Source organism: Streptomyces sp. NPDC005925 (genome assembly GCF_040638805.1).
In the GTDB taxonomy this organism is placed as follows: domain Bacteria; phylum Actinomycetota; class Actinomycetes; order Streptomycetales; family Streptomycetaceae; genus Streptomyces.
The window spans coordinates 279,570-293,725 of record NZ_JBEXVL010000001.1; the positions used below are offsets into that span (position 1 = coordinate 279,570).

A 14,156-nucleotide genomic window follows, 5' to 3' on the forward strand; every position below is an offset into this window, starting at 1 on the left:
GAGTGTGGCAGTCGGTTGTGCGAACACACGTGGGGACACCTTGGTGGCGGATCATACGCACGCAAGGCGTGAACTCAATTCCCCCGGGGCATCCGTTCTTCGAGTTCCCGGTGTCACTTCTGCCGGTTCCTGCACGATTGTCGGCAGCCTATGCTGTCAAAACAGGATCCGATCGGTGAGAGGGATGGAGTTCGCGGCGAATCAACTCCATACTCTCGCAACGTGCATTCACCACTCCCCTTCAACGCGCGCGCCGCCCGCATCCTGCGCGAGAAACTCGGGATGGCACCCGGCCACGTCGCCTACGGCATGCGCGCCTCGTACGGTCTCGCCCACATCACGCCCGATCACATCACCGCATGGGAACGCGGTGCCGCGGTACCCACGGCGAGCGAGCTGACCGCGCTGGCCGGTGCCCTGTGGTGTGCCCCGCGCGAACTCATGGGCGCTCCGCGCACGTTGCGTGAGCACCGTCTCGCCCGCGGATTCGCCGTCGAGGACGTCGCCCGCGCCACCGGGCTCTCTCTCGACGCCTACCGGCAGATGGAGGAGGACGGCCGGTGGAGCGGGACCAAGAACCAGGCCGCCGCGCTCGGCGACCTCCTCCAGCTGCCCCCGCGCGACTTCGTCGCGATCACCGGCCTGGAGGGCGATCTCACCCATCTGCTCACCGAGGCCGTCTCCACGCGATGGCAGGCCCACATCCGTGCCATTGCCAAACTCGTCGCCCTGGACAAGCGTGATCTGCAGGAACCCCTGCGCGCCATGCACCAGGAGTACCAGACCCTGTTGGCCGCCACGCTGAGCTGGGCCGGCAACGCCACCGCCTCGAGCGAGGCGGGCAAGCAGTTCCTCGACGACATCGTGGACAACTTCTGGTCGCGGATCCCGGAGTAGCGCGGCAGGGGCAGCGCAGCAGCGAGGTGCCGGCGTACGGCATCGGGGCCGTGACCACCGTCCCCGGCGGTGGCTCCGGTGCCAGAGGCGGCGTCCCGAACGTATGCTCGGACACGTCCGCACCCGTACCGCTCAGGAGTGTCCATGGCTCTCGACGTCGCCGCGATCCGCGCCCGGGTCCCCGCCCTGCGATCGGGCTCGGCCCGCTTCGACGCGCCCGGCGGCACCCAGACCCCGCAGCCGGTCGTCGACGCGATCGCCGAGGTCCTCACCCGCCCGCTGGCCAACCGCGGCCGGCTGACCGAGGGCGAGCGGAACGCGGACGGCATCGTGCTGGACGCCCGCCGCGCCCTGGCCGACCTGCTCGCGGCCGACCCGCGGGCCGTCGTGTTCGGCCGCAGCGCCACCCAGCTCGGCTACGACCTGGCGCGCACCCTCGCCAAGGACTGGGGTCCGGGCGACGAGGTGGTCGTCACCCGGCTCGACCACGACTCCAACATCCGGCCGTGGGTCCAGGCCGCAGCGGCGGCCGGCGCCACCGTCCGGTGGGCGGACTTCGACCCGGTGAGCGGTGAGCTGCGCCCCGAGCATCTCGCGGCCGTGCTGTCGGACCGCACCCGGCTGGTCGCGGTGACCGCGGCGTCCAACCTCATCGGCACCCTCCCCGACGTGCCGGCGCTCGCCGCGCTGGCGCACGAGGCGGGCGCGCTGTTCCATGTGGACGCCGTGCACTACGCCTCGCACATCTGCGTCGACCTGGCCGGGCTCGGCGCGGACACGCTGGTCTGCTCGCCGTACAAGTTCCTCGGCCCGCACCTGGGCGTGCTGACCGGCCGCCTCGAACTGCTGGAGTCCCTGCGGCCGGACAAGCTGCTGCCGTCCGCCGACACCGTCCCGGAGCGCTTCGAACTGGGCACCCTGCCCTATGAGTTGCTGGCCGGGGCACGTGCCGCCGTGGACTTCCTCGCCGGGCTCGCGCCGGACACCGACGGGGCCGGGGGTGACCGGCGGGCGCGGCTGCGGGCGTCCTTCGCGGCGCTGGAGGAGCACGAGAACGCCCTGCGGGTGCGCATCGAGCGGGGCTTGGCCGACCTGGGCGGCATCACGGTGTACTCGCGGGCCGCGCGGCGCACGCCCACCCTGCTGTTCACGGTGGCGGGCCGGCGCCCCGCCGAGGTCGCGCGGCACCTGGCCGAGCAGCGGGTGGACGCCCCGGCGGGATCGTTCTACGCGGTGGAGGCGTCCCGCCGGCTCGGGCTGGGCGACGAGGGCGGGGTGCGGGTCGGACTCGCGCCGTACAGCTGCGCCGAGGACATCGACCGGCTGCTGACGGCGCTCGGCTCCCTGCCCCGCTGAACGGGTGGGGACCTGACGATCTCGCAGCCGTACCCGTTCAGCGCGATGTCGGACGGCGGGGCGTTCCGGCCGCTCCAGGAGGCGAGGAAGCCGAAGGTGAGGCTGCCTCCCGCCCGGACGTCACCGTTGTAGCCGGCGGCGTGCGCCGTGACACGGTCGCTTTTCCGCGTGTACGTCGCGTCCCACATCCGGGTGACGCGCTGGCCGTCGGGAAACGTCCAGGCGACGCGCCAGCCGTCCAGGGCGGCCCCGCTGGTGACGGTGACCTTGGCCTGGAAGCCGTCGGGCCACTGTTTGACGAGGTCGTAGCGGGCCTGGCAGGAGGGCGGCCGGGTGGTGTCGGGGGCGGGGGCGCTGCGGCCGCGGGCCGTGGCGGACGGGATCGTCCGGGGTGCCCGGCCCGGGTGGTCCTTCCGGCCGGGGCGTGGCGTGGTCTTGCGGGAGGGCCGCTGGGTCGGCGATCCGGTGGCGCCGGGGGCGGACGGCCCGGCGTCGGGCTCGGTGGGCTTCGGGCCGGCGACGGGCGCGCGGGCGGCGGTGTCGTGGGTCCCGCTGGTGCCGGCGGTGCCGGTGGGCCGGCCGTGCGGCAGCAGGGAGACGGCGAGCGTCAGCAGCGACAGCAGGCCCACGGCGAGGAGCAGCCCGCCCCGCGCGACGGGCTCCTTGTGCGTGCCGTCACCTGGTCCGGCGGGTCCGGGTGGCACCGGGCCGGGCCGCCCGGTGCCGAGCCGGGCGGCGGCGGCCCGTTTGCGGCGTTCCAGGTAGGCGGGGCCGCCCCAGCCGAGGACGCCCGAGGCGAGCGCGCCGGGCAGCGCGGCGCCCTGCCGCAGGCACGCGGCGGCCTCGGCGCACCGGGCGCAGCCGGCGAGGTGACGTATCAGGTCGTCGGGGGTGTCCTGGCCGGGTGTGCGGGTGACGGTGTCCAGCAGCCGGGCGTAGCTGCGGCAGCGGGAGTCGATCGGGGTGTCGAGGTGGCCCCGGCGGCAGCGGTCCCGGAACAGGCCGCGGACCTGGGCGAGTTCACCGGCCGCTGCGGACGGGGCGATGCCGATGCGGCGGGCGGCGGTTGGCAGCGCCAGCGCCTCCACGTCGACGAGCCACAGTAACTCCGCCTCCGGCTCCTGCAGGTCTCGCAGGGCCCGGAGCGCGAGGGGGCGGCGCGGCGGGGGTGCCGTCCAGCGGCCCGCCTCCTCGGAGTTCAGCCACTGCCGCAGTCCGGGGGCGAGCCGGTCGCCGCGCCCGTCCGCCTCCCAGGACGCGGCTGTGGCACGTACGGCGGTCAGCAGCAGGGGGATGCGGGGCAGCCTGCGGGAGCGGCGGGCCCGGGTGGCGGGCAGGGCGGCGCGGGCCTCGCGCATGCCGCGGGCGAACGCCTCGGCGGCCAGATCGGGGGCGGCGTCGGTGCCCGTCGTGCACAGGTCGGCGTAGGCGAGCACGGCGTCCCAGCACTCGGAGAACACGGCGGCCTCGGTCGCGTCCCGCGGGACGGACAGGTCGGGCATGGGTCTCCTGCGTTCACAAGCGAGGCCAACTCATCTCACGTGGGGTGGAGTTGTGCGAAACCTCGCGGCAGGGTACGAAGCCTTGCACGCCGTCCGCCGCCCTGACAAGCGGCGCGGGGCAGCGCGGCGGCCGGATCGTCCACGGCCGCCGCGCGCCCCCGCGGTCACGCCTCGACGGGTGTCTCCGCGGACAGGCTGTCCATGAAGGAGCTCACGGAGAACACCGCGCGGCCGGGGCCGGGCGGGCCGTATCCGGGCGGGGAGGACAGGCCGAAGTCGTCCATGGTGGCGCGGTAGGCCTCCAGCAGCCGGATGTGGTACTCCAGCGGCGCGCCCTGCGGGTTGGCCCTGCCGAGCGGCGTGGTCGGCTCCGGGCACCAGGTGGTGAAGCGGGGCGTGATGCCGTGCGACATGAAGAAGCGCAGGCCCTCGGTGGTGGAGGCGATGGCCTCGTCGACGCTGGTGAAGCCGGACGGCTCGGCCATCTCGACGCCGGCCACGAAGTTCGGGATGACGTTGCGCGCGCCGAACACGTCCGCCGAGTCGAGGATGCGGCGGTGCCACTCGTCACGGCCGACGTAGCGCTCCTTGCCGGGGCAGTACAGCTCGAACAGGCGGCGGTCCCACACCTCGAAGTTGGGGTGGTAGATCTGCACGCCGTAGTCCTTGAAGCGCTGCACGTCCGGCTTCGGCAGGGCCTGCGCGACGACCTTGCCGATCCAGCGGCCGGGGAAGCGCTCCTCGATGGCCCTGGCGTAGTGGCCGTAGAAGTCGGCCTCGTCGCGGCGGGCGACCTTCGAGGTGATGGCTCCCCCGGTGAGCGTGTACGCGGTGGACGCCTTCGCCGTGTCGTACCGGTCGATGATCTCCAGGGCCTCCAGCACCTCGTCGACGTCCTTGACGGCCGTGTAGGGGCGGCCGGCCGCCTTGTGCTGGCGCCAGTTGTGGTTGATGTCGCAGTACTGGCACTCCTCCTTGGCGCCGAAGTACTGGCAGACCCGGTAGACGGTCAGGTAGATCAGGTAGCCCCACTGGATGGTGGGGGCGACCTCCATGACGGACTTCCCGTTGGACAGGGTGTGCCGGTAGTACTCCGGCATCGGCGGCACGCCCACGTCGGCGATGCGCCGGCCGTCCAGGTAGAGGCCGAGCATGCCGTCGTCGTCCGGGGCGACGCGGTACGGCGACGACGGGTTCACGCGCACCGAGACCACGGTGCGGCGCAGGTCGTAGGGGCCCCCGGTGAGGATGATCTCCTCGGGCGGGCGCCTGAGGGCCGCCTCGCCCAGCTCGGGCAGCGTGCCGTGGTCGAAGGAGAAGATGAAGTACGACTTCGGCTTGACCTCCCCGCCCTCGTTGTCACTGAGCGCCGAGGGATCGAAGGCGACTCCTCCCCGGAGCAGGTCCTCCTTGAAGACGGCTTCGCGCGGGACGTGCGGGAAGCGCTCCATCAGATCCTCGACCAGCGCGGTACGGCTGCCCATCGACGTGTCTCCTCCCGGTTCGGACGTACGACTCCTCACGGTATGCCCAGCGCCGCGCGCGGGCCGCGCCGGGTCCCCGGCGACTCGCGGCGAGGGGCGCGCCGGGCGGGAAAGCGCTCTCCGCGGGAGGACCGGCCTGGGGCGGGGAGGTCCGCGGCGGGGAGGTAGGTTCCGGCGGGGACCCTCCCGGTCCTTCACGCCCCGGGGAAGGACGACGATGACCGAGACCGCGACCGTGACCAACTGGGCCGGCAACATCACCTACGCCGCCGGGGAACTGCACCGGCCGCGCTCGCTGGACGCGCTGCGCGCGCTCGTCGCGGGCAGCGCCCGGGTGCGGGTGCTCGGCAGCGGGCACTCCTTCAACGAGATCGCCGAGCCCGGCGCGGACGGCGTCCTGCTGTCGCTGGCGGACCTGCCGGCCGGGGCCGACGTCGACACGGCGGCCCGTACCGTGCGGGTCGGCGGCGGGGTCCGGTACGCGGAGCTGGCCCGGCTGGTGCAGGCCCGGGGGCTCGCGCTGCCCAACATGGCGTCGCTGCCGCACATCTCGGTGGCCGGTTCGGTCGCGACCGGCACGCACGGCTCGGGTGTCGGCAACGGCCCGCTCGCCGCGGCCGTGCGCGAGGTGGAGCTGGTGACGGCGGACGGCGCCACCATCACGATCAGCCGGGGGGAGGAACGCTTCGGCGGCGCGGTCACCTCGCTCGGCGCGCTCGGCGTGGTCACCGCGCTCACCCTCGACCTGGAGCCGACGTTCGACGTCGAGCAGTACGTGTTCACGGAACTGCCGCTGGACGGGCTGGACGCCGGCACGTTCGAGACGGTGATGTCGGCGGCGTACAGCGTGAGCCTGTTCACCGACTGGCGCGCGCCGGGCTTCCGGCAGGTGTGGCTGAAGCGCCGCGCCGACCGGCCGCTGCCCGGCTTCCCGTGGGCGCCGCCCGCCACCGAGAAGATGCATCCCGTACCGGGCATGCCGGCCGTGAACTGCACCGAGCAGTTCGGGGTGGCGGGGCCCTGGCACGAGCGGCTGCCGCACTTCCGGGCCGAGTTCACGCCGAGCAGCGGCGCGGAACTCCAGTCGGAGTACCTGCTGCCGCGGCGGTACGCCGTGGACGCGCTGCACGCGGTCGACGCGATCCGGGAGACGGTCGCCCCCGTGCTGCAGACCTGCGAGGTGCGCACCGTCGCCGCCGACGAGCAGTGGCTGAGCCCGTCGTACGGGAGGGACACCGTGGCGGTGCACTTCACGTGGGTCGAGGACTCGGCGGCGGTGGTGCCGGTGGTACGGCGGCTGGAGGAGGCACTGGACGGATTCGGGGCCCGGCCGCACTGGGGCAAGGTGTTCACCACTCCGGCCGCGGTGCTGCGCGGGCGGTACCCGCGGCTCGGCGACTTCCGGGAACTGGTCCGGTCGCTGGACCCGGAGGGCACGTTCACGAACGGGTTCGTGCGGACGGTTCTCGGGGAGGCGTAACGCGGGACCGTCCTCGCGGGGAGGCGTGATGCGGGACCGTCCTCGCGGGCGGTTCCGGGGCGGGCCCGGCCGCAGCAGAGAGGAGGCTGCGGGAGGCGGCACCGCACGCGCCTGCCGGCCCGGCTGCGGGAGGCGGCACCGCTGGCGCCCGCCGGCTCCCCCTCACCGCGCTGTGGGAAACTGCGCTCCCGGACCTCGGCCCCCGCGACCGTCCCCCAGTCTCTCCTTCCGGAGGCATCCCGCCCATGCCCCGCGCCGGCCTCAGTGCCGACCGCCTCGTCGAAGCCGCCGTCGCACTGGCCGACGAGACGGGCTTCGAGAACGTCACCCTGTCGGCGCTGGCGCGGCACTTCGGGGTGAGGGACGCCAGCCTGTACTCGCACGTCAAGGGGCTGCGGGACCTGCGGACGCGGATGGCGCTGCTGGCCGGGGCCGACCTGATCGAGCGGATCGCGGCGGCCGTCGAGGGCCGCTCGGGCCGGGACGCGCTGGGGGCCTACGCCGACGCGTACCGGGCGTACGCGCTGGAGCATCCGGGGAGGTACGCGGCCACGCAGATCCGCGTCGACCAGGCCGTCGTCGCGTCCAGCCCGGCGATGGCCAGGACCGCCGAGGTCACCTACGGCCTGCTGCGGACGTACGGTCTCGACGAGCCCGACCTCACGGACGCCGTACGGCTGCTGCGCAGTGCCTTCCACGGTTTCTGCACGTTGGAGGCCGACGGCGGTTTCGGCGCCCCCCGTGACCTGTGCGCGTCGTGGGAGCGTGTCGTGGACGCCCTGCACGTCGCGCTGGAGAACTGGCCCGCCCGGCCCCGCCCGTGACCGTCCGCCCTCCCGGCCGAGGTGTCCCGGACGCCGCGCCTACACGGCGCGCACGGACCAGGTGCCGTCCTCGGTCCGCGTGAACCGGAAGCGGCGGTCGGCGCCCGAGGCCCAGTGGACGGTGATCTCGTCGCCGTCCGGTACCGCCGCCACCTCCACCGACACCAGGTCCGCGAGCGGCGCCGGTGCGGGTTCGCCGGTCAGGCGTGCCAGCGCGACGAACAGCGTGCCGCCGTCCGTCGGACCGGTCACGCCGACGGCCTGTTCGGAACCGGAGAGGCCGTGCACGGGCAGGAGTTCGGCCCGTGTCCCCTCTCCCGGCGTCCAGCCCGTCACCCGTACCGGCGTCCCCGGCGCGGCGCCCGCCACCAGGAAGGCGCGCACCTCGGCCGGCCCCGAGGCCGCCACCAGACTCACCACGTGGGCGCCCGCTGCGGCGGTGTGCCGGGATGCCGCCCAGCCGTCTCCGTCTCCGTCTCCGGCCCCGGCCCCGGCCCCGGCCCCGGCCCCGGCCCCGAGCGGCACGATGCCCGTGCGGCCCGGGTCACCGCCGACGATCACACTGTTGTCGTGGGCGGGTGACGGGCGCGTGGCCGTCGAGTAGGCGAGGCGCGTGTAGTGCGGGTCGTAGCGGACGTCCTCGCTGCCGTGGTTGTGGAGCCGGACCAGGCCGTCGGAACGCGTCGACTGAAGCAGCCAGTTGGGGGCCGTGGCGGGGGTGACGGCGTCGGCGCGCCCGGCCGGGCCCGGCTGTTCGGCGGCCGTCCACACCTCGTGGTCGGCGGGCAGCAGCAGACCGAGGAAGCCCTTGCTCGCCCAGTACGGGGAGGCGGGGCCCGAGTAGCCCTGCAGGACGGTCTCGTCGGGGCCGTGCCAGCCCAGGGTGAGCAGTCCCCGGTCGTCCACCGCGCCCCGCTCCAGGAAGTACCGCAGCGCCCCCGAGGCCAGCCGGCGCGTCTCGCCCGGCGGCAGCGGGGTCCGGCCGGTCAGCGCGCCGAGCCACAGCGGGGCGGCGGTCGCGAACCGGTAGGTGAGGGAGCGGCCCTGGTGCACGGGGGCGCCGTCGCCGCCGAACAGCCGGGCGTAGTCGGCGAGGTGTGCCTCCAGGCGGGCCCCGTACCGGTCGAGGAGGCCGGCGTCGTCGGCGAGCCAGGCGTGCAGCACCGGATAGAGGTGCAGGGCCCAGCCGTTGTAGTGGTCGAAGGCCCGGTGCGGGCCGTCCGTGTACCAGCCGCCGCCGACGTACCACTCCTCTACGCGTCCCAGACCCCGCTCCACCGCCGCCCGGCACGCCTCGGGCTCGTGACCGGCCTCCTGGAGGAACCCGGCGACCGTGACGGGGAACAGTTCCCAGTTGCACGGCCAGGGTTCGGCGGTCAGCGCGGCCCCGAGCCAGCCGGCCGCCCGCTGCCGTACGGCGTCGTCGAGGCGGTCCCACAGCAGAGGGCGGGTGAGCCGCAGCGCGAGCGCGATCGACGCCGCCTCCACCAGGGGCTGGCCGCGGTCCTCGATACGGGGCCACACGCCGCCCACCCCGGCCGCGAGCCCCTCGGCATACCGGCCGAGGGGCTCCTCGTCGCGCCGGAACGCCGCGAGCAGCAGGGTGCGGGCGTAGCCCTCCAGCCCGTCGGAGAGCCGCCCCGACCAGCCGGCGCGGTCGCCCGGCAGGTGGTAGAGCGCGCGGTCGGCGGTGGCGTACGGCTCGACGGCGGCGAGCAGCGCGTCCGCCGCGGCCTCCCAATGGGCGCGGGTGTAGCCCGTGTACGGGCTGCGGGTGCGGTCGTCGGGAGGCAGTCGCATGGGGTCGTCCTTCTCGCGGGTCTCGTCTCGTACGGGCCTGGGGAGGGCGGGGACACCGGGCTCGGGTTCCGGTCCCGCTGTGCTTCCGGCTCCGGCGGTCCTTCCGGTTCGGGGCTGTTCTCCCGGTTCCGGCGGGGCTGCGGTCTGGTTCCGGCTGGCTGCCGTTCCGACTACGGCTGCGGGTCTGGTTCCCGTCGGGGCGTCGTCAGAACCTCCGCGCGGATCGGACCGGACGTCACTCCCGCCGGGGCCGGCCACCGCCCTGCCCGGTGACCGTGCGTCGGTTACCGTCGCCGCATGACCGGCACGCCCACCCTGCTCGAAGCCCTCACCGCCGGAACCGTCGTCCTCGACGGCGGGATGTCCAACCAGCTGGAGTCCGCGGGGCACGACCTCGGCGACGAACTGTGGTCGGCGCGGCTGCTCGCGGAACAGCCCGAGGCCGTCACCGAGGCGCACCTCGCCTACTTCGAGGCGGGCGCGGACGTGGCGATCACCGCCAGCTACCAGGCCACGTACGAGGGCTTCGCGCGCCGCGGCATCGACCGCGCCGGCGCCGGTGAGCTCCTCGCCCTCAGCGTGGCGTCGGCCCGTGAGGCGGCCCGTCGCGCCCGGGCCCGCGGGATGACGCGCCCCCTGTGGGTGGCGGCCTCGGTCGGCCCGTACGGGGCGATGCCGGCGGACGGCTCCGAGTACCGGGGCCGGTACGGCCTGACCGTCGGCGAGCTGGAACGCTTCCACCGCCCCCGCGTCGAGACACTGGCCGCCACCGGGCCCGACGTCCTCGCCCTGGAGACGGTTCCCGACGCGGTCGAGGCCGAGGCGCTGCTGCGGGCGGTGCGCGGGCTGGGTGTTCCGGTCTGGCTGTCGTACAGCGTCGCCGGGGACCGCACCCGCGCCGGACAGCCGCTGGAGGAGGCCTACGGTCCGGCCGCCGACGCGGACGAGGTGATCGCGGTCGGCGTCAACTGCTGTGCGCCCGAGGACGTCCGGCCCGCGATCGGGACCGCGGCCCGCGTCACCGGCAAGCCGGTCGTGGCCTACCCCAACAGCGGCGAGACCTGGAACGCCGGCACCCGCGCCTGGACCGGCCGCCCCACCCTCACACCCGACCGGGTCCGCGCCTGGCACGCCGCCGGCGCCCGACTGATCGGCGGCTGCTGCCGGGTGGGACCGGAGACGGTCGCGGAGATCCGGCGGGCGCTGTCGGAGGTACGGGACGGGTAAGGGGCTCAGGCCCGGGAGGGTGCGGGGGCGGGCCGGTCCGTCTCCCACGACCATGTGCCCGACCCCCACAGCGCCCGCCCGCGCCCGCGCCCGCCCGCCGGCCTCCGCCCCCTTGCCCCGCCCGCCTCCCTGGACCGTCGCGCCTTCGGTGTCTTCGCCCCTCTCCGTGGTCCGGTGTGCTCGCCCGCTTCCGTGAACCGACGGCCTCGCCCGTCTCCGTGGTCCGGCGGCCTCGCCCGCCGTCGTGAACCGGTGCCGTCTCCGGTGCCGTCTCCGGTGTCTTCGCCCGTCTCCGCGGTTCCGGTCCGGGGTCAGGGCCTCCGCAGGGCTCCGGCGCGCCGCAGTCGCCCTATCACCGCGCGGAGTTCCGCGCGCCGGACGGCCGTGTCAGCGGGCAGGAATTCGGACAGGGGGCGTGGCCGGAACTCGGGCCTGGGTCGTGGCCGGCCGGGGGCCGCCCGGCGGAGGGTGCTGTCGGCGGTCCACACGGCGTATTCACGGTCCCGGGGACCGTACGCCGTGTGCGGCGCGCCGTCGCCGAAGATCCTCACCGGGTGGCCCGGGTCCCAGCGCTCCCAGCCCGGGTCGCCGTCCGTGGCGAAGCGCACCCAGGCCGTGTGCATGGCCTCGGCCAGGTCCCGCGGGGTGTCCTCGCCGGCGAGAAGGGCGGAGGCGGGTGTCGTGCCCGTGTCGAAGACGAAGCCCAGCTCCAGGGCGTGGCAGGCGCCGAGGCCGGGCCGGCGGGAGGGCCAGGCGAACTCGTAGACGTACGACGCCTCCCGGCGCGCGTCGGCCAGCCGGTGCAGCGGGATGCGCAGCAGGTGGTCGGTGACCAGCTGGCCGACGAGTTCGGCGGCGCCGGCGTCCGGGTGCAGGGCGCGGTAGGCCCGCGGCACCTCGGGGCCGCAGCGGCAGCGGGCACGTGCGCCGGCCAGGGCGAACGAGCCGAGCCGGTCGACGCGTTCCAGCAGCCCGCCGGGCACCAGCCAGAGCCGGTACTCGTCCCGGGTCCAGCCCGCCAGCAGGTCCACGCCACGGGCCGCGCCGCCCTCGGTGAGCGCCTGCAGCGGATCACGCGGCACGACGTCGCCGTCGACGACGATCCCGAAGGCGGGCCCGCCGAGTACGGGACTGCTGAGCCTGCCCACCTCGGCCTGGGTGCGCAGCAGCAGGTCGCGGTCGACGGCGGCGAACGCCTCCGCGGTCGCGGGCACCTTCAGCCGGGCCGCCATTCGGCGCACCACGCGCCGCACCTTGTCACGGTCGGTGGCCTCGGGCGCGCCGCTCTGCAGGACGGCCCGCCGCACCAGGCCCTGGGTCTGCGGTGCGGCGAGCAGGGCGCCGACGCTGACGGCGCCCGCGGACTGGCCGCCCAGCGTGATCCGGTCCGGGTCGCCGCCGAAGGCGTCGATCGCCTCGTGCACCCAGGTCAGGGCGGCGATCTGGTCACGCAGGCCGGCGTTGGCGGGGGCGTCCGGGAAGAGGCCGTACCCCTCCACGCCGAGGCGGTAGTTGAGGGAGACGCAGACGACGCCGTCGCGGGCGAAGGCGTGGCCGTCGTACACGGGGACGGCGGACGAGCCCCGGGTCAGGGCGCCGCCGTGCAGCCAGACCAGCACGGGGAGCCGGGCGGCCGGGTCGGGGCCGGGGGTCCAGACGTTGAGGTTGAGGCAGTTGTCGCCGGGCAGCGCGGGGTCGTGGAGGTACTGCGCGAAGGCCTCCGAGTACGGCGGTTTGGGCGCCGTCGGCCCGAAGGAACCCGCGTCGCGGACACCGTCCCAGGGTTCGGGCGGCACGGGCGGCCGGAACCGGCGCGGGCCGAAGGGCGGCGCGGCGTAGGGGACGCCTCGGAATACGGCGATCCCCCGGTCGTACCGGCCGCGCACCGCCCCGTACGGGGTTGTCACCACGGGCTCCGCCCGGTCTGCCGTCATCCGCTCACCAGCCTCCTCCGCCCGCGCGCTCACCGCGTGTCCCTGTGTATCCGGGTTCTACCCACCGGGTTCCCTCGAACCCGGTCCCATGGTCCCCCGGTCCCCCGGGTGGAGTGGCGGGCGATCCGCCCTGGTGGGCGGCGGCTCCTCGGGCGGGGCTAGGCTGGCGGTCGCCGCGTCGCCGGCCGCACTGTCCCGGCAGCGGCGGACGACCGTGGACGACACCAGACACCAGACACCAGACACCAGTGGACAACCGCGGACAGCAGCGCACGACGACGGATCGGACCATGCAGGCCGGAAGCCCTCCAGTGAGCAGGTGGCGCAAGAAGCCCGGCCCGAGGACGTGGATCGTCCTCGCCGTGGTCGTGGCGGCGGTGATCGCCGGGGTGCGGATCGTCGACAGTCACCGGATCGGCCCCGCCCCGCACGCCGATCACCCCCGGTGCGACAAGGTCCTCTCCCGCGCCCCCGAGACCATCCCCGGCATGTCGCGCGACTGGACGATCGGGGACGCCGTCGCCTCCTGGGGCGACCGGGCGGCGGTGCTGCGCTGCGGCGCCGAGGAACTCCCCCCGAACATCAACCTCTGCCTCACGGTCGACGGCGTCGACTGGGTCCTGGACGAGAAGCGCCTGCAGGCGGACGGTGTGAGCGTGCTGAGGACGTACGGCCGCTCCCCCGCCGTCGAGTTCACGTACACCGGGTCACGCTCCGAGGTGGGCGGCCTCCTCGCCGCGCTGAATCCCGCCGTCGACTGGATCCCGCAGAAGCGGCGGTGCGTCGGCCTCCAGGACGCCGCGTAGTCACCGCCCGCTGCTCCGTTCGCGGCCGCTTCCGCGCTGGCGCCTTCTACGTCCGTGCCCGTTCCTGCGTCCGTGCCGCCCAGGTGACGCCGCCCAGCAGGTGGGCCCGGAAGTCCGGATCCCGGTACGCCTCGGAGGTGTGTCCCAGCGCGGTGTAGAAGACGCGGCCCCGGCCCTGCTCACGGCACCAGGCCAGCGGATGGTCCCCGCCCATGCCACCACCGTCGTACGACGTCTCGTCGGCGCTGACGAGGACGCGTACCGCCGGGCGCGGGTTGGTGCGGAAGTCGTACCACTCGTCGGTGAAGTCCCACACGGCCGGCAGGTGCCGGGTGGCCGGGTGGTCCCGGTCCTCGACCACGGCCCGGCCGGGCTGAAGGGCGGGGTGGCGGTCGAAGCGGGCGCCGAGCAGCTCGCCGTAGTAGGGCCAGTCGTACTCGGTGCAGGCCGCCGCGTGCACGCCGACGAAGCCGCCGCCCGCCTCGGCGTACGCGGCGAGCCCGTCGCGGCCGGCCGGGGTCAGCACCTCGCCGCTGGTGGACAGGAACACGACGGCGGCAAAGGCGTCCAGGGGCGCTTCGAGGGCCGTCGGGTCCTCGGTGGCGGTGACGTCGAAGTCGCCGAGGGTGCGCAGGGCGGCGACGGCGGCCGGGATGGACTCGTGCCGGTACTCGGTGGTGCGGGTGAAGACGAGCAGTCGGGGCGCCATGCCGCCGAGCCTATGCGGGGACGACGGGCCAGGCCGACGGCCGTGCGGCAGCCGTCCTCCGCCGGCGGCGTGCGGGCCGCGGGACGGTGGGCGAGCCACGGGACGGTGACCGAGCCACGGGACGGTGGGCGGGCCAC

At 74.9% G+C, this 14,156-nt stretch carries 10 protein-coding genes and 1 pseudogene; 6 read left to right on the plus strand and 5 right to left on the minus strand.

Annotated features, from left to right (window positions below; genetic code table 11):
* The first annotated feature begins 222 nt into the window (after positions 1-222).
* Together ABZ354_RS01190 and ABZ354_RS01195 are read left to right on the plus strand one after the other, a co-directional pair.
* Complete coding sequence (locus ABZ354_RS01190; protein WP_358651621.1) at positions 223-897, plus strand: helix-turn-helix transcriptional regulator; 675 nt, start codon at positions 223-225, stop codon at positions 895-897.
* Between the two features lie 144 nt (positions 898-1,041).
* Positions 1,042-2,253, plus strand: coding sequence for a cysteine desulfurase-like protein (locus ABZ354_RS01195; RefSeq protein ID WP_358651623.1), 1,212 nt, complete (start codon positions 1,042-1,044; stop codon positions 2,251-2,253).
* A 35-nt stretch (positions 2,254-2,288) separates the two neighbouring features.
* Here the strand turns inward: ABZ354_RS01195 and ABZ354_RS01200 are convergent.
* Together ABZ354_RS01200 and ABZ354_RS01205 are read right to left on the minus strand one after the other, a co-directional pair.
* A pseudogene (locus tag ABZ354_RS01200) lies at positions 2,289-3,755 on the minus strand (cellulose binding domain-containing protein); the annotation flags it as partial.
* Between the two features lie 164 nt (positions 3,756-3,919).
* Entirely contained in the window at positions 3,920-5,239 is a 1,320-nt protein-coding gene (locus tag ABZ354_RS01205; protein WP_358651625.1) for a radical SAM protein, read from the minus strand.
* 217 nt (positions 5,240-5,456) lie between these two features.
* On the opposite strand from ABZ354_RS01205, the gene ABZ354_RS01210 reads away from it, so the two are divergent.
* A complete protein-coding gene (locus tag ABZ354_RS01210; protein WP_358651627.1) occupies positions 5,457-6,719 on the plus strand; it encodes a D-arabinono-1,4-lactone oxidase in 1,263 nt (420 codons plus the stop codon).
* A 245-nt stretch (positions 6,720-6,964) separates the two neighbouring features.
* Positions 6,965-7,543, plus strand: coding sequence for a WHG domain-containing protein (locus ABZ354_RS01215; protein ID WP_358651629.1), 579 nt, complete (start codon positions 6,965-6,967; stop codon positions 7,541-7,543).
* Positions 7,544-7,582: 39 nt separating this feature from the next.
* Here ABZ354_RS01215 and ABZ354_RS01220 read toward each other — a convergent pair whose 3' ends face one another.
* Positions 7,583-9,343: a DUF2264 domain-containing protein gene (locus ABZ354_RS01220; protein ID WP_358651631.1), complete on the minus strand. Its 1,761-nt coding sequence runs from the start codon at positions 9,341-9,343 to the stop codon at positions 7,583-7,585.
* 297 nt (positions 9,344-9,640) lie between these two features.
* On the opposite strand from ABZ354_RS01220, the gene mmuM reads away from it, so the two are divergent.
* Entirely contained in the window at positions 9,641-10,570 is a 930-nt protein-coding gene (mmuM, locus tag ABZ354_RS01225; protein ID WP_358651633.1) for a homocysteine S-methyltransferase, read from the plus strand.
* 311 nt (positions 10,571-10,881) lie between these two features.
* On the opposite strand, the gene ABZ354_RS01230 is transcribed toward mmuM, so the two are convergent.
* A complete protein-coding gene (locus ABZ354_RS01230; protein ID WP_358651635.1) occupies positions 10,882-12,504 on the minus strand; it encodes a carboxylesterase family protein in 1,623 nt (540 codons plus the stop codon).
* A gap of 311 nt (positions 12,505-12,815) precedes the next feature.
* On the opposite strand from ABZ354_RS01230, the gene ABZ354_RS01235 reads away from it, so the two are divergent.
* Positions 12,816-13,310 (plus strand): DUF3515 family protein, encoded by a 495-nt coding sequence (locus ABZ354_RS01235; protein WP_358651637.1) that lies wholly within the window; start codon positions 12,816-12,818, stop codon positions 13,308-13,310.
* A gap of 46 nt (positions 13,311-13,356) precedes the next feature.
* On the opposite strand, the gene ABZ354_RS01240 is transcribed toward ABZ354_RS01235, so the two are convergent.
* Positions 13,357-14,019, minus strand: a complete 663-nt coding sequence (locus ABZ354_RS01240) for a ThuA domain-containing protein (RefSeq protein ID WP_358651639.1) — start codon at positions 14,017-14,019, stop codon at positions 13,357-13,359.
* Positions 14,020-14,156 lie beyond the last annotated feature (137 nt).

Bases quoted from the DNA above. Each gene is read 5' to 3' on its own strand.
- ABZ354_RS01240 (WP_358651639.1), bottom strand. From the start codon at position 14,019: ATGGCGCCCCGACTGCTCGTCTTCACCCGCACCACCGAGTACCGGCAC.
- ABZ354_RS01195 (WP_358651623.1), top strand. From the start codon at position 1,042: ATGGCTCTCGACGTCGCCGCGATCCGCGCCCGGGTCCCCGCCCTGCGA.
- ABZ354_RS01230 (WP_358651635.1), bottom strand. From the start codon at position 12,504: ATGACGGCAGACCGGGCGGAGCCCGTGGTGACAACCCCGTACGGGGCG.
- ABZ354_RS01210 (WP_358651627.1), top strand. From the start codon at position 5,457: ATGACCGAGACCGCGACCGTGACCAACTGGGCCGGCAACATCACCTAC.
- ABZ354_RS01215 (WP_358651629.1), top strand. From the start codon at position 6,965: ATGCCCCGCGCCGGCCTCAGTGCCGACCGCCTCGTCGAAGCCGCCGTC.
- ABZ354_RS01220 (WP_358651631.1), bottom strand. From the start codon at position 9,343: ATGCGACTGCCTCCCGACGACCGCACCCGCAGCCCGTACACGGGCTAC.
- ABZ354_RS01205 (WP_358651625.1), bottom strand. From the start codon at position 5,239: ATGGGCAGCCGTACCGCGCTGGTCGAGGATCTGATGGAGCGCTTCCCG.
- mmuM (WP_358651633.1), top strand. From the start codon at position 9,641: ATGACCGGCACGCCCACCCTGCTCGAAGCCCTCACCGCCGGAACCGTC.